We start from the raw sequence: 14751 nt of genomic DNA on the forward strand, positions 1-14751 counted from the left end.
ACCCCGGCGTGGCTGGGGCCAAGCGTCCCCTATTTCCCCAACGTCCACGCCATCACGTAATCGCCGGCCTTGGTGCCGACCGAGCCGTGGCCGCCGGCGACGATGAGCACGAACTGGCGCCCGTCCTGCGTCGTATAGGTCATCGGCGTCGCCTGCCCGCCCGCCGGCAGCCGCGCCCGCCACAGCTGCCGGCCTGTGGTCAGGTCGTAGGCGCGCAGGTAGTCGTCCACGGCCGCGCCCAGGAAGACGACGCCGCCGGCCGTGATCATCGGCCCGCCGATGCCCGGCACGCCGACCTTGAACGGCAGCGGCAGCGGCGTCATGTCCATCACCGTGCCGTTGCGGTGCTTGTAGACGACCTTGCCGGTCCTGAGATCGGCGCCGGCGACGTAGCCCCACGGCGGCGCCTGGCAGGGAATGCCGAGCGGCGACAGGAACGGCCCCATGATGACCGCGTAAGGGGCGCCCTCGTTGCGGTTCAGCCCCTGCTCCGAGCCGCGCCCCTCATCGTCCGGCGGCGGCACCTGATCGCGTGGGACCAACTGCGACTTGAAGGCGAGGTAGGTCGGCATGCCGAACATGACCTGGCGCACCGGGTCGACCGCCACGCCGCCCCAGTTGAAGGTGCCGAAATTGCCGGGATAGACCAGCGTGCCCTGCAAGGAAGGCGGCGTGTAACGGCCCTCGTAGCGCAGGCCGCGGAACTCGATGCGGCAAGCGAGCTGGTCGAACATGGTGATGCCCCACATGCTCGCGCCCATCAGCGGCTTCGGGTTGAAGGAGAGCCCGGATTCGGGCTGCGTCGGCGCGGCATGATCCTCCGGGATCGTCCCGCCGGGTGCGGGCACTTCCTTCACCGGCACGATCGGCTCGCCGGTCTCGCGATTCAGCACGTAGATGTCGCCCTGCTTGGTCGGCCCGACCAGCGCCGGCACCACGCCGTTCTCGGTGGTGATGTCGACTAGAGAGGGCTGCGCCGGTACGTCCATGTCCCATAGGTCGTGATGCACGGTTTGGCGCACCCAGCGCAGCTTGCCGGTGTTCAAGTCCAGCGCGACGATGGAGGAGGAGAATTTCTCGACATTCTTGCTTCGGCCCATGCCGAGTTGGTCCGGCGTCTGGTTGCCGAGTGGGATGTAGACCAGCCCGAGCTTCTCGTCGGCGCTCGCCGTCGACCACATGTTGGGCGAGTTGTGGGTGTATTCCTGCCCCGCCGGCAGCGGCGCCGTCTCGTCCGGATTGCCGGAATCCCAGTTCCAGACAAGCTGGCCCGTCTCGACGTCGAAGGCGCGAATGACACCGGACGGCTCCTGCGTCGAATAGTTGTCGTTGACCGCGCCGCCGACGATGATCTTGCCGCCGGCGATCAGCGGCGCCGAGGTCGAATAGTAATAGCCCGCCTTCGGATAGGGCATGTTGGCCATCAGGTTCAGCGTGCCGTTCTCCGCGAAGATTTCGCACACCTGCCCGTTCGCGGCATCCAGCGCGATCAGCCGCGCATCCGAGGTCGGCAGATAGACGCGCTCGGCGCAGGGCTGGCCGGCGGCGACCTTGGCGTCATGGTAATAGGCGACGCCGCGACAGGTCTGGTGCTGGCGCGCCGCCTCCATGCCGACCTTGGCGTCGAAGCGCCACTTCTCCTTGCCCGTGGCGGCGTCGAGCGCGATGGCCAGGTTGTGCGGCGTGCAGAGGTAAAGCGTGTCGCCCACCTTCAGCGGCGTCACCTGATAGGTCGTCTCCGTCACGTCGTCGGGCCGACGCAGGTCGCCGGTGCGGTAGGTCCATGCCGGCTCCAGCTTGGCGACATTGTCCACGGTGATCTGGTTCAGCGGCGAATAGCGCTGGCCGAACTGGGTGCGGCCGTAGAAATGCCATTCGCCGGGCGATGCGTCCCCGCCGAGGTTCGGCGCTTCAGCCACCTTCTCGGTCGGCAGCGAACCGGCAAGGTCGTAGGGATCGTCCGACATCGAATAGCCGGCCACGGCGATGGAGGCGAGCACGGCGAAGATCAGCGGCGCGCGGCCGTCGCGGCCGGTGAGCTTCCCGCGTACCCATGGCGTCAAAAGCCACAGGCCGACCAGCACGATGACGCCGCCGCGCGGCCCGAGCGACCACCAGTCGAAACCCGCTTCCCAGATCGCCCAGACGATGGTGGCGATGATGATGCCGGCATAGAGCCAGAGCGCCGTCGTGCTGCGCCGCCACACCAGAAACGCGGTGACGAGGAAGGCGAGGCCGGCGATCAGGTAGTACCAGCTTCCGCCCAGTGCGATCAGCCAGCCGCCGCCGATGCCGAGATAAAGTCCGATGAGAGCGAGGATGAGGGTGGTCAAGAGGATGGCCAAGACAAGCCTCCTTTGCTGCGGATGCGGCGGTGCGGATGGGCTATCAATGCCCGCCCGCTGTTTCCGTTCCTGTCCGGCGCAGCTTTTTCCCCTCGGCCGGTGCTGTCAAGCGTGGTGCCGCCCTTCGCTCACCGTGCCGTCAGAAGCAGGCTGTTGGGCACCTTCCACAGGCCGGTCACCTCCAGGCCGATGCCGCCGGCCAGAACCGAGATCTGGCTGGATGGCCCCCCGTCGAGGTTGATCGCCCGCTCGCAACCGAGGCCGCCGCCGGCGTCGGGCGAAGACAGCATCTCGCCCACCTCGTAGAGGCTCAAGCCCCCGGACACCTGTACGATCACCGGTCGTCCGTCGCCCTGGATGCAGACGACGCTGCGGTTCTGGCGGTCGAAATTGTTGCGGTAGATGCCGTTCCTGCCGCCCGGATCGACCACCAGCGGCCCGGTCTGCACCGCCGCCTCGAAACGCTCGTCCGGCCGGTACTGGGAGGCCGGCATGATGCCGAGCCTGCCGTCGCGGCGGTAGAGGATGCCGGTCAGCGGGTTCTTCGCCTTGGCGGCGTCGAAGGCGTTGATCTCGCGCCCGCCGACGACCAGCATGCCGACCGGCGAAAGCCGCGACTCCATGTCGAGGTCGAAGAAACTGGCATTGATGGCGAGCAGCGCGCCGGTGCGCTCGCGCAGTTCTTCCACCGTCTCGCCATGCACCGTGGAGGCCCTCGCCACGTCGAAGGCGACGGACGACTCGTCGAAGCGCCAGGCAAGCACGGTGACGCCGTAATCCTCGGCCTCGATGCGGCGGAACTCGAGGCCGGGCGAAAGCACACTCCACGGCGCATTCGCGCCGGCCGCGCGCAGCGCCGGCACCGGGTCGCCCATCTGCTGCTCGTCGAACAGGTTGAGCGAGGGATAGTCGGCGTCGATGGCCGCCGCCTCCTTCAGGTAGTCGTCCACCTCGTCGGCGCCGGCACCCAGCCGCGCCGCGATCTGGCCGCGCGCGGCATAGGCGGAGGCGAAATCCGGGTCGGCCTCGATCGCCCTGTCGAGCAGTGCGGCCGCATCGTCGAACTGCCGGCGCGACGCCTTCTGCCGCGCCGCGAGGAAGAAGGCGTAGGCCTCGCCCACCTCGGTCGGCCGGTTGGCCGAATGCAGCGGTTCCAGCGTCCTCAGCGACACGTCGAGCATGTATTGCACGATCTGCGGCAGGAATTTGTAGTTGTGCACGTAGAAGGCGCGCTCGCCGCCGAAGCTGGCGGTCGAAACCGTCTTGCCGTCGCGCCCGGTCAGGTCGATATCCACCTGCACGCTGTCGCCGAGAGCCGTCACCTTCGTGTGCAGGCGGTGCGTGGGCGGCCGTGCCGGCTCGCGGCCAGTCAGTTCGCTGGACACGTAGAGCCTGTTGTTGACGTAGTATTCGACGAGGTTGCGTGCCAGCTTGTCGGCGATCAGGCCCGCTTCGGGATTGTCGCGCGCCACCTGCACCGGCTCGATGCGCAGTTCCGGCACGTCCTCCGCCACCGCAGGTTCGAGCGGCGAAAGACCAACAGGCGCGGCGACCTCGGCCGGCCCCTCCTGCGAAGCGAAGCTGACGGGAAAGACGAAGTCGCCGCGATCCAGCCCGACGACGTTGGAGGTCGAATAGATCGGGTTCTGCCGTCCGCCGGTCTTGCGGCTGATCTCCTCGGCGAGATAGGCGCCGAGCCGCGAGCCGGTCAGGTAGCCGTCGGAACTCAGTGCCCGGCGATCCTTGCCCGTCAGCGCCGCGATGAAGGCCTGTCGGAAGCTGCCGTCGTCCAGCGCCACTTCGCCGGCACTTCCCGAGGCGATGAACTGGCGCGCAAGCTGCGTCGTCGCCTTGGAAACGGCCGCCGGCACGCTAGCGCGGCTGGCGTTGAAGACGGAACCGGAAAAGCAGGAATCGAAGACGGCGATGACGTGCCTCGCCTTCACCTCGTTCATATAGCGCCCGAAGGCGGCGAGCGGCATGGCGGATGCCTGGAAGGCCGCCTCGCTGGCCGGCGTCTCGCCCGGCAGCGGCGCATCCTTCGGCACCAGATAGCCCTCGCCGCCGATCGTGTGGCCGTGGCCGGCGAACCAGATCAGGAGCCGCGCGTCGGGGTCGGCGCCCTTGCCGTAGATGAAGGCCTTGATGGTGCGCTCCAGCTCCGCTTCGCCGAGGTCGAGCTTCAGATCGACGTCGTCGAAGCCGCTCTCCTTCAGCGATGCCGCCACCTGCCGCGCGTCCTCGGCCGCCATGCCGAGCGGCTTCCAGCCGTGGTCGTAGCCGTCGATACCGATGACCAGCGCATGCGACGCCGAGAACGGCTTGCCGAGCGCCGGCGCCGGCACCAGCGTGCGCACGCCACGCGTCTCGGCATGGGCCACCGCCGACGCGGCGAAAAGAAGGATCGTCACGAACCAGCGGAGCATTCTTGGCGCCAGTGTTGCCCTGGAGTGGGTATTGCCCGGAGTCGGACCGGCAACCTATCGCGAGACGGCGAGCCAAGGCAATCGGCCCGGTCGCGGATCAAAATCCCGTCAGGGGGTATGATCCCCCATAGTGGCCGGCTAGAATGAAGCCGATGCGGCTTTGCGTGACTTTGACGGCGTTGGGATTCCTGCTGGTGGCGATCGCCGCCGGCATGTGGCCGTCATGGGCTCTGGCCTCGTCCCTGCCCGCGCCGCACCCGGATGTCACGGTCGAGGCATCGGACGCCGCCATCGGCAAGCCCGCTTTCAAGCCTTGCTATAGCGCCGTGAGGACAGCCAGCGTGTCCTGCTTTCCGCAGCTTGGACTGCCACAGGCCGCCGCGACCCGCACGCCTGCCGGCCGGCACTGCGTCGAGGCGACGGAGGCCCGTGGCATGAAGGTCGCCACGCACGAGGCCGAATTCAGGCCTCCCCGGCCCGCCGGTTTCACCTGAATTCCCGGTTTCGCCCGAATTGAATGTCGCGAAGCGAACAGCCGCTGCGCGCACCCTTTCCCATCAGGGCGGCCATGCCGCTCCAGAGGTCATCATCATGCACAACGAAATCCCGATCGGCCGCCGGCGCTTCCTGCTCGGCGCCTCCACACTGGCGGCAGGCGCGCTGCTGCTGCAAGCCGGCCCTGCCCTGTCGCAGGAAGACCTGACGCCGGAGCAGGTCCTCAACGATCCCGACATGCCCTCCATCGGCCCCAAGGACGCCGACATCACAATCGCGGAGTTCATGGACTACAACTGCCCCTATTGCCGCAAGAGCCATCCGGAACTGAAGAAGCTCCTGAAAAGCGACGGCAAGGTCCGCATCGTCTACAAGGACTGGCCTGTCTTCGGCCCGGTCTCCGAATACGCCGCGCGCATGGCGCTCGCGGCCAAGTGGCAGGACGGCTATGAAGCCGCGCACGATGCGCTGATGACGTCCCCCCGGCGCTTCCAGCGCGACAAGGAGGTGCGCGCCGCGCTGCAAAAGGCAGGCCTCGACATGGCGCGGCTCGACAAGGACGCCAAGGCGCACAAGGCCGACATCGACAGGCTCCTGGCACGCACCGGCCTGCAGGCCGAGACCATCGGCCTGCAAGGCACGCCGTCATGGCTGGTGGAATCCTTCATCGTCTTCGGCGGCCTCGACCACGAACAGCTGACCGAAGCGGTGGCGGAAGCACGCCGCAGGAAGAAGGAAGGCGCCGCCGGCAAATAGGCCGCCCGGTTCGCACCGGGGCTGCCGCGCCGGCCAGCGCGGCAGCCTCGGCATTGGGCCGGCAACGACCGCAACCGGATTTACGCATTGCTGCTTGCTGCGGAACAAAACGGCGACAACACTGGCCTTTCGGGGGCGAATCACTACATTCGGGGTCAAATGCCAGGCTTTCCCGACGATATGCCCTTCTTCGACGAGGACGACGCGCCACGCGGCCTGCCGTCGCGCCCGGCCGCCCCTGCCTCCGCCGCCTCCGGTGGCGGTTCGGGCATCGCCGCGCGCGCCATAGCCGCCCGCCAAGGGCAGAATGGTCCGCCCGACTATCTCAGCGGCCTGAACCCCGAGCAGCGGCTGGCGGTCGAGACGACCGAAGGCCCGGTGCTGGTGCTGGCAGGCGCCGGCACCGGCAAGACGCGCGTGCTCACCACCCGCATCGCCCACATCCTTGCCACCGGCAGAGCGTGGCCGAGCCAGATCCTCGCCGTCACCTTCACGAACAAGGCCGCGCGCGAGATGAAGAGCCGCATCGGCCATCTCGTCGGCGAGGCGATCGAGGGCATGCCGTGGCTCGGCACCTTCCACTCGATCGGCGTCAAGCTCCTGCGCCGGCACGCCGAACTCGCCGGCCTGCGCTCCGACTTCACCATTCTCGACACCGACGACGTCACCCGCCTGATCCGCCAGCTGATTCAGGCCGACGGCATCGACGACAAGCGCTGGCCGCCCAAGCAGTTCGCCCAGATGATCGACGGCTGGAAGAACAAGGGCCTCGGCCCGGCCGAAATCCCCGAAGGCGACGCCCGCGCCTTCGCCAACGGCAAGGGCCGCGAACTCTACGCAGCCTACCAGGAGCGGCTGAAGACGCTGAACGCCTGCGACTTCGGCGACCTGCTCCTGCACCCCATCCGCATCTTCCGCCAGCATCACGACGTGCTGGCCGAATATCACAGGAAATTCAAGTACATACTGGTGGATGAATACCAGGACACCAACACCGCCCAATATATGTGGCTGCGCCTGTTGGCACAGCGGCCAAAGGCATCGAGCGCCGTGCAAACGGCCGAAGGTCGAGTGGCCGACGGGCCATCCGAGCCGTTGCGAGGCCCCCGCGGAGCGCCCGCGCCGGCAGGCGCGGAACAGCGCGTGAGCGAAAACAAATCCACACAACAAATCAACATTTGTTGTGTGGGCGACGACGACCAGTCCATCTACGGCTGGCGCGGGGCGGAGGTGGACAACATCCTGCGCTTCGAGAAGGATTTTCCCGGCGCCACCGTCATCCGCCTTGAACGCAACTACCGCTCCACCGCCCATATCCTCGGTGCTGCCTCCCACCTCATCGCCCACAACGAGGGGCGGCTGGGCAAGACGCTATTCACCGACCGTCCCGACGCCGACGACGCCAAGGTCAACGTCCACGCCGCCTGGGATTCCGACGAGGAAGCGCGCGCCGTCGGCGAGGAGATCGAATCCCTTCAGCGCAAGGGCCATGCGCTCAACGACATGGCGATCCTCGTGCGCGCGTCCTTCCAGATGCGCTCCTTCGAGGACCGCTTCATCGAGATCGGCCTGAACTACCGCGTCATCGGCGGCCCGCGCTTCTACGAGCGGCAGGAAATTCGCGACGCGCTGGCCTACCTGCGCGTCGTCGCGCAAGGCGCCGACGACCTCGCCTTCGAGCGCATCGTCAACGTGCCGAAGCGCGGCCTCGGCGAAGCCACCATCAGCCAGATCCACGCCACCGCCCGCGCGCTGGGTTCGCCGATGCTGGAGGCGGCGGCCAACCTTGCCGAGAGCGACGAGCTGAAGCCGAAGCCGCGCGCGGCACTGCGCGAAATCGCCGCCAACTTCGCCCGCTGGCAAGGCCTGATCGACACCACCCCGCATGCCGAGCTCGCCGAGACGATTTTGGAGGAGAGCGGCTACACCGACATGTGGAAGAACGACCGCAGCGCCGAGGCGCCCGGCCGGCTGGAGAACCTCAAGGAACTCATCCGCTCCATGGAGGAGTACGAATCGCTGCGCTCCTTCCTCGAGCACGTCGCGCTGGTGATGGACGCCGAGCAGAACGAGGGCATGGACGCCGTCTCCATCATGACGCTGCATTCGGCCAAGGGGCTGGAGTTCGAGACCGTGTTCCTGCCCGGCTGGGAGGAAGGCCTGTTCCCGCACCAGCGCGCGCTGGACGAAGGCGGCCGCTCCGGGCTGGAGGAGGAACGGCGGCTCGCCTATGTCGGGCTGACCCGCGCCAAGAAGAACCTGCACCTGTGGTTCGTCTCCAACCGCCGCATCCACGGCCTGTGGCAGTCGACCATCCCGTCGCGCTTCCTCGACGAGTTGCCGGAGGCGCATGTCGAGGTGGCCGAAGGCGGCAACAGCTACGGCGGCTACGGCAACCCCTATGGCGGTTCCAGCTTCGCCTCGGGACGCGGCGGATTCTCGGCCGGCCGCCAGAACCCCTACGGCGCCTCTCGCTTCGACAGCGTCGGCTCGCCGTCAGGCGCCCGCGCCGCCAGAGGAGATCAATCCGGTTCGGGCGGCGGCGCCTTCTCCAACACCTACGCCACCCCCGGCTGGCAGCGCGCGCAGCAAAACCGCACCGAGGCGACGAGCCGCAACTGGGGCACGCGCAGCGGCCACCAGGTCGAGCGCATCGGCTACGGCGAGGTGGATTCCGGCTACGGCGCCGGCAGAGGCTCGGTGAAGGGCCGCGTCATCGACGGCGAACTGGTGGCGAAATCGGTCGCCGACACCCCCTCCCCCTTCGCCGTGGGCGACCGCGTCTTCCACCAGAAATTCGGCAACGGCAACATCGCGGCCATCGAGGGGAATAAGCTTACGATCGACTTCGATCGCGCGGGGCAGAAGAAGGTGCTGGATGGGTTTGTGAATGCGGTTTGAGGGATGATACGTGCTATCCGAAGAAAAATACGCAATTGCAAGTATCTTTTTGAGCGATCGATTTCTCCATGAAATATCCTTTGCAGACTTTGCTCGATACCGCAAATCCTATTTGTTCTTACTCGAATATATGACACTTGAAGAATTAGTTTTACAGAATTTATATGCATTTGAGGATTATGAGAAATTTATTTTAGAATCGGCTCTTCACAATCACCTTTTTCCCTTGAGTGAATATCATTTCCATCAAGATCACAGGATACGCGCCAACATCAAAGTAGTTGGCTTTCTAAATTCTGTAACAAGCTTACGCGATCAGTTTCCAAAATTCAGAGAAAGTGCGCCTGAAAAAGGCATAAGAGACGATTTTATTAAATTTTGGAATGAAGAGAAGAGTAAGTCTATTCCTTTTGAGTTTTGTGAAGCTTTTAGAAATTATGCTCAGCACCAAACTCAGCCAGTCGCCTACTCGACAAGCGGTAGCAATTGGGACGAAAGTCGAGCTCTTTCGGAGGCCCACGCTACAGTATACGCGGATGTCACCGACGTTTGCAAAAACAGAAATATCTCTCCGGATAAACGCGAAAAGTTTTTCAAGGAATTTGGATTAAAGGCTGATATAAGCCTTATATTTAGAGAAACAGTCGGAAAAATAGGAAAAATTATTGAAAAAATTCGCGAAGAAACTCGTAGCGAATTCGAAATTTCAGCAAAAATATATAAGGATATTTTAGACACATACAGATATAATGACGAAGATGTCATTGTCTTTGATATTGTCAGAATTTCTGAAGGTAAGAGATATAAGGAGTTCTCCATTTTTTTGGAATTTCTAGAGCGGGCAAAGAATCTCAGGCGGACCTTTCTGATAAAGAACAACGAGTGTCATTTGGTCTCAAATCGCGCGTTCGGTCACAAAACTAAACCAAAATGATCGGTTCAAAGTTAGAACACTCTGGCTTTTACGCGGCAGGCGCAGTCTCGCCCCGTTTACGGGGAGAGATGTCCGGCAGGACAGTGAGGGGCAGAGCCTAGCTTGCGAAGGTTCGCACCGCCCCTCATCCCGTCACTTCGTGACACCTTCTCCCCGTAAACGGGACGAAGGAAGAGTTTTCTCCCCCCTGTCGGCATCCCTCCCCTTGGAACGTCCTATGCCTAGCCGTCGTTCAGGACGCGCAGTTAAACCAGCGAGGAGTTCCGCCCATGCCTGCCCCGAAAAACCAGATCTGCTTGTGGTACGACAAGGACGCCGAGGCCGCGGCGCGGTTTTATGCGAGCGTCTTCCCGGACTCTGAAGTCGGTTCTATCTGGCGTTCGCCCAGCGACAATCCGGGTAACAAGGAAGGCGACGTGCTGGTCGTCGAGTTCACTGTCTGCGGTATCCCCTGCATCGGCCTCAACGGCGGGCCGCAGTTCCCGCACAGCGAAGCCTTTTCCTTCCAGATCGCCACGGACGACCAGGAAGAAACCGACCGCTACTGGAACGCCATCGTCGGCAACGGCGGCCGGGAGAGCGAATGCGGCTGGTGCAAGGACCGCTGGGGCGTCAACTGGCAGATCACGCCGCGCACGCTGACGGACGCCATGGCCGCCGGCGGCGCCGAGGCCAAGCGCGCTTTCGATGCGATGATGACGATGCAGAAGATCGACGTCGCCGCCATCGATGCCGCCCGGCGAGGGTGAAGCGTCGGCGTCGAAACTGTCTCCTCTCCCCGTAAACAGGGAGAGGAGCGTCGGCGGCGCATCCCCTCCTGCAAATAATTTTCCCGAAATCTATCCCCGCCCTTCGGACCCGCCTCATACTCCCCGTCAGTTCCTTCCATGGGAACACCGGTCGCGACGGTGATTGCGTGGGAAGGAACCGGCGCCTCCGTCCTGTTGCTAACGTGGCGACGGGACCGGGGAGGGTGAGAAGCCGGTTTCGAGCGCAGCGAGAAAATCATGATGCCAGTGGCATCATGATAGGCGCCGAACGCCCTGAGCCGGAGCGAAGGGCCGTCCAAGGGCCCTGCCGGGCGTTCATCACTCGAAAAGCCAAGCAATTGGCTTTCGTCCGCTGCGCGGACCGCTCTTCACCCCCTACGGGTATTACGGCCCGTGTGCGCTGGACGAGCGCTGCAAGCCATCGGCCGATGTCGGCGCAAATGCTGGCACCGTAAGCTGCGGCGAAGCGGAACGGACGGGAACAGAAATCGCCGGACGGCGGTCTTCGGATCGCAGTTTTATGAAATTCGGCAGCGTTTCGACGACCGCCGTCTTCCCGACCTCAATTCACCGAGGTCCGCTCCTTGACAATGGCCAGACGGATGAAAATCCGGGCGTGGTGGCGGCAGGTTTTGCCCGCCCGCATCTTGCCTCATCTGTTCAGGCTTTAACGATCTTCTGCGACGGGAGCGCGCAAGAACTTGCATTTCCTTGACTTTCCCGGCAAAACCGGGCAGCAGAACCTCAGGAAACGGCGATTTCGCCATTTCCGGACCAAGGAGGCGGCAACGCCCGCACGGGCACATGCCAAAAAATGAAGGGGACCGGCAAAGGGTTGGTTAACCATCTTTGTCCATCTTGAAAGTCAATCGGCAACAAACGACGGGCGCGGGGGCGCGCTGAGGGGTCGTTCCTGACATTCGCAGCGGCAAGCGTCGCAGGCTGGAAGGCCGATTGAGAAAAGATTGGTTTGGCATGGCGTTCTTGCGTATCGACACCGCTCACCATGAGCCCACCGGCCGCACCGGCCGTTCCTTCATCAAGCCCGAGGCGCTGCTGCGCTGGGTCACCGTGCCCGGCGCGGTGGCTGGCCTTGCGCTATGGTCGCTGACCACGCTGTCCAGCGCCTATACGGCGACGGCGCCGGCCGCTTCCGCCACCTCCTTCATGCCGCACCTGCCGCCCGGCGCCATCGTCGCGCAGAACGGCGCCGCCGTGCAGCAAGGCAAGGCCGGGCGCGTCGCGCCGGTCCAGGTAGCCTCGGCTGCCGCCATGAACGTCTCGATCTTCCCCCGCCGCACGCTGAACGAACGTTTCGAGAAGGTCGCCTCCGCCGCCGACCTGTCACCGAAGAAGCTGGCGAAACTGTTCGCCGGCGCCGGCCTGTCGCGCGCCAAGGCCGCGCACACCCCGCCTGCGCGCGAGCGCTTCGAGGCTGCCCATGCGGTGGCGGAAGCCGGCCATGCCGCGCCGGTGTCCAACCGCTTCGGCCCCGGTCCGGCCGAAACCGTGCGCGCCTCGCGCCTCGCGCTGGCGCTCTCCGGTTCGTCCGACATCCAGCTTGCCTATGCCGATCCTTCGCCGGCGTCGGCCGCCTCGGCGGCCTTCGACGCGGTGCTGGTCGCGCCGCAGGATGACGCGCTGCAAGCCGATACCGGCGAGGACAGGCCGCTGTTCAGCGAACTGCCGGACAGCATCGCCCCGCCGATGGCCCGTCCCCGGATCGCCAAGCCGGAGGCGCAGGCACCCGAAAGGGCCGTCGCCGAAAAGCCTGCCGAAGCGGCAAAACCTTCGGTGGCGGAGGATACGAAACCGGCCAAGCGCAGCAAGTCGCAGCAGATGCTGGCCTTCGCCAAGCCCGACAACCCGACCGAGCGCGGCGGGCTGGCCGGCGCCTTCTCCAACCTGTTCTCGCCCAAGCCGAAGCGCCCGCGCGCCGGCGTCGCCATCTACGACATCAGCGCCGCCAAGGTCTACATGCCGGACGGCTCGGTGCTGGAGGCGCATTCGGGCATCGGCAAGATGGCCGACAACCCGCGCTACGCGAACCAGAAGATGCGCGGGCCGACGCCGCCCGACACCTACAACCTGTCGATGCGCGAATCGCTGTTCCACGGCGTCCAGGCGCTGCGCATGACCCCGACGGACGGCAAGGTCGAATTCGGCCGCAGCGGCATCCTGGCCCATTCCTACCTGCTGCGCGGCGGCCGGGCGGAATCGCATGGCTGCGTCGCCTTCAAGAACTACGACAAGTTCCTGAACGCCTTCAAGCGGGGTCACATCAAGCAACTCGTCGTCGTGCCCGGCTCGCGCGGCCGCAAGGCGCCCGCCACGACCGTGGCGCAGAACGGCCGCGGCGCCTGAATGCAGCCGATCTGACAAGGCGCCGCGAAGGGCAGGATGGGCAAGGGACGGGTCGAAGCCTTCACCGATGGCGTCGTCGCCATCATCATCACCATCATGGTGCTGGAACTGAAGGTTCCGCATGGCGAGGACTTTTCGGCCCTGCTGCCACTGTGGCCGGTCTTTTCCAGCTATGTCCTGTCCTTCATCTTCGTCGGCATCTACTGGAACAACCTGCACAACATGTTCCATGCGGTGCAGCGGGTCGACGGCCGCGTCCTGTGGGCCAACCTGCACCTGCTGTTCTGGCTTTCGCTGATGCCCGTTTCCACCGCCTTCATGGGCGAGAACCATTTCGCGCCCGCGCCCGTCGCCATCTATGGCATCGACCTGACCCTCTGCGCCGCCGCTTACTGGGTGCTGGCGACGCAGCTGCACCGGCTGCATGCCGAAGACACCGCTTTCGCCAAAGCCTTGGGAGACGACCGCAAAGGCAAGTTTTCCCTCCTCTTGTGCGTCGTGGGCGTGCTGCTGAGCTTCGTCAGCCCGTGGCTGGGTTTGGCCTGCTACGTGGCGGTGGCCGCGATCTGGCTGGTTCCCGACCGGCGGTTCGAAAACCAGTTGGAATAGGCGCCGGAATATCCTTCGACGGGCGACCGGTGCCGCGTAAGCCAGATCAGAGCATCGCCTTCAGCTTCTCGGCGACGACGGCGGCAAGGTCGGCATAGCGCTCCTCCAGCCGCTCGGCGGCCTCGATGACGGGAAAGTCGTGGCCGGACGTTTCCAGCGCCATGCGCAGCTTCTCGGCGAAATCGGCCTGCGTCTCCAGCGCAGAGAACAGCGTGCGGACCTGCCGTTCGCTGATATCGGGATTGCCCAGCATATCGGGAACTTCGCGGGCCATCGTCTCGCCCGTCGCGGTCTGTTCTTCCAGGATCGCCAGCCAGTCGGTCATCGTCACCTCACACGAGGGAACAATGGGCAGCCCCGCCGTCGCGGTCAACCCGGCGAGCTATCGGAGCATTCAGGCGCGGGTCCGTTTGCGGGATCCGCCTTCCTCCTTCAGCACCTCGTGCGCGGTCTCCTTCGCCACCTGCTTTTCATGCCGCTTCACGGCATTCTCGCAGGTCCGGCGGATGTCCTCGACCTCGCTCTCGGTCAGGTGCTCGATGCCGATGAAGTGGTTGTGGCCTTTGCTGACGCGGATCAATTCGTCCAGCTTGGCCTGCATGGCGGCGCCGTCGCGATTCTGGGTGTTCTGGATCAGGAACACCATCAGGAAGGTGACGATGGTGGTGCCGGTGTTGATGATGAGCTGCCAGGTGTCGGAAAAGCCGAACACCGGTCCGCTCATCGCCCATACCAGCACGATCAGGCAGCAGCAGGCAAAGGTGACCGGCAAACCGGCCAGATGCGCGACCTGATTGGCGATGCGGGTGAACGTTCGTTCGATCATGGATGTCCTCGGCCACGCCAAGAACACGCAGGACCGGCATCCGGTTCCCATGACGGAGACACAACTCGATACAACCTAAAAACGCATCCGATACAACCTGCGCCTTAAAGGCGATATGCGAGAGTGATCTCGCAGGCAAGAAGCCTGCTCCTTCCGCCCAAGAGCGGTACCTCCGGCCCCTTCCGCCTCGCCACCCCCGCACGGCGGAAGGGGCTCATACCCCCGGGAGAGGAACGATGGGTTCGGGACGGCAAGCATCGAGGCTTCGGACGAAGTGCCTGCCTGCCCTCCCCCTGACAGCGCTCGGCCTCGCCTTTTCCTGCTC

General features: G+C 64.7%; 12 protein-coding genes. 8 read left to right on the forward strand and 4 right to left on the reverse strand.

Features of this window, described 5'->3' with window-relative positions:
* Window positions 1–29 precede the first annotated feature (29 nt).
* Both FGU64_RS06105 and FGU64_RS06110 read right to left on the reverse strand, forming a co-directional pair.
* The gene (locus FGU64_RS06105; RefSeq protein WP_139951310.1) at window positions 30–2345 is read right to left on the reverse strand and encodes a glucose/quinate/shikimate family membrane-bound PQQ-dependent dehydrogenase; all 2316 of its coding nucleotides are present in this window, start codon (window positions 2343–2345) and stop codon (window positions 30–32) included.
* A 128-nt stretch (window positions 2346–2473) separates the two neighbouring features.
* On the reverse strand, window positions 2474–4771 hold the full coding sequence (locus FGU64_RS06110) for a phosphodiester glycosidase family protein (protein WP_139951312.1): 2298 nt from the start codon (window positions 4769–4771) through the stop codon (window positions 2474–2476).
* Window positions 4772–4923: 152 nt separating this feature from the next.
* Here FGU64_RS06110 and FGU64_RS06115 point away from each other — a divergent pair, with 152 nt between their 5' ends.
* The 8 genes from FGU64_RS06115 to FGU64_RS06150 all read left to right on the forward strand — a co-directional run bounded on the left by FGU64_RS06115 (window position 4924) and on the right by FGU64_RS06150 (window position 13600).
* Window positions 4924–5265, forward strand: a complete 342-nt coding sequence (locus FGU64_RS06115) for a hypothetical protein (protein ID WP_139951314.1) — start codon at window positions 4924–4926, stop codon at window positions 5263–5265.
* 97 nt (window positions 5266–5362) lie between these two features.
* Window positions 5363–6022 (forward strand): DsbA family protein, encoded by a 660-nt coding sequence (locus FGU64_RS06120; protein WP_139951315.1) that lies wholly within the window; start codon window positions 5363–5365, stop codon window positions 6020–6022.
* Window positions 6023–6181: 159 nt separating this feature from the next.
* Window positions 6182–8923 carry a UvrD-helicase domain-containing protein gene (locus tag FGU64_RS06125; RefSeq protein WP_139951317.1) on the forward strand — a complete coding sequence of 914 codons (2742 nt, stop codon included), beginning with the start codon at window positions 6182–6184 and terminating at the stop codon, window positions 8921–8923.
* A gap of 10 nt (window positions 8924–8933) precedes the next feature.
* Complete coding sequence (locus FGU64_RS06130) at window positions 8934–9857, forward strand: hypothetical protein (RefSeq protein ID WP_139951319.1); 924 nt, start codon at window positions 8934–8936, stop codon at window positions 9855–9857.
* A 269-nt stretch (window positions 9858–10126) separates the two neighbouring features.
* Window positions 10127–10606, forward strand: coding sequence for a VOC family protein (locus tag FGU64_RS06135; RefSeq protein ID WP_139951321.1), 480 nt, complete (start codon window positions 10127–10129; stop codon window positions 10604–10606).
* Window positions 10607–11147: 541 nt separating this feature from the next.
* Window positions 11148–11342 carry a hypothetical protein gene (locus FGU64_RS06140; RefSeq protein ID WP_139951323.1) on the forward strand — a complete coding sequence of 65 codons (195 nt, stop codon included), beginning with the start codon at window positions 11148–11150 and terminating at the stop codon, window positions 11340–11342.
* Between the two features lie 260 nt (window positions 11343–11602).
* Window positions 11603–12991: a DUF2778 domain-containing protein gene (locus FGU64_RS06145; RefSeq protein WP_139951325.1), complete on the forward strand. Its 1389-nt coding sequence runs from the start codon at window positions 11603–11605 to the stop codon at window positions 12989–12991.
* Between the two features lie 36 nt (window positions 12992–13027).
* Window positions 13028–13600, forward strand: coding sequence for a TMEM175 family protein (locus FGU64_RS06150; RefSeq protein WP_139951327.1), 573 nt, complete (start codon window positions 13028–13030; stop codon window positions 13598–13600).
* A gap of 46 nt (window positions 13601–13646) precedes the next feature.
* On the opposite strand, the gene FGU64_RS06155 is transcribed toward FGU64_RS06150, so the two are convergent.
* Window positions 13647–13925: a hypothetical protein gene (locus tag FGU64_RS06155; RefSeq protein WP_136352924.1), complete on the reverse strand. Its 279-nt coding sequence runs from the start codon at window positions 13923–13925 to the stop codon at window positions 13647–13649.
* A gap of 69 nt (window positions 13926–13994) precedes the next feature.
* The gene (locus FGU64_RS06160) at window positions 13995–14426 is read right to left on the reverse strand and encodes a low affinity iron permease family protein (protein ID WP_136352922.1); all 432 of its coding nucleotides are present in this window, start codon (window positions 14424–14426) and stop codon (window positions 13995–13997) included.
* Window positions 14427–14751: the final 325 nt, after the last annotated feature.

This window comes from Mesorhizobium sp. 8 (assembly GCF_006351905.1).
Lineage (GTDB): Bacteria > Pseudomonadota > Alphaproteobacteria > Rhizobiales > Rhizobiaceae > Mesorhizobium > Mesorhizobium composti.

Coding starts and splice junctions, on each gene's coding strand:
- FGU64_RS06140 (WP_139951323.1), top strand. CDS start 11,148: ATGAAATTCGGCAGCGTTTCGACGACCGCCGTCTTCCCGACCTCAATT.
- FGU64_RS06135 (WP_139951321.1), top strand. CDS start 10,127: ATGCCTGCCCCGAAAAACCAGATCTGCTTGTGGTACGACAAGGACGCC.
- FGU64_RS06115 (WP_139951314.1), top strand. CDS start 4,924: ATGCGGCTTTGCGTGACTTTGACGGCGTTGGGATTCCTGCTGGTGGCG.
- FGU64_RS06110 (WP_139951312.1), bottom strand. CDS start 4,771: ATGCTCCGCTGGTTCGTGACGATCCTTCTTTTCGCCGCGTCGGCGGTG.
- FGU64_RS06120 (WP_139951315.1), top strand. CDS start 5,363: ATGCACAACGAAATCCCGATCGGCCGCCGGCGCTTCCTGCTCGGCGCC.
- FGU64_RS06145 (WP_139951325.1), top strand. CDS start 11,603: ATGGCGTTCTTGCGTATCGACACCGCTCACCATGAGCCCACCGGCCGC.
- FGU64_RS06125 (WP_139951317.1), top strand. CDS start 6,182: ATGCCAGGCTTTCCCGACGATATGCCCTTCTTCGACGAGGACGACGCG.
- FGU64_RS06150 (WP_139951327.1), top strand. CDS start 13,028: ATGGGCAAGGGACGGGTCGAAGCCTTCACCGATGGCGTCGTCGCCATC.
- FGU64_RS06155 (WP_136352924.1), bottom strand. CDS start 13,925: ATGACCGACTGGCTGGCGATCCTGGAAGAACAGACCGCGACGGGCGAG.
- FGU64_RS06160 (WP_136352922.1), bottom strand. CDS start 14,426: ATGATCGAACGAACGTTCACCCGCATCGCCAATCAGGTCGCGCATCTG.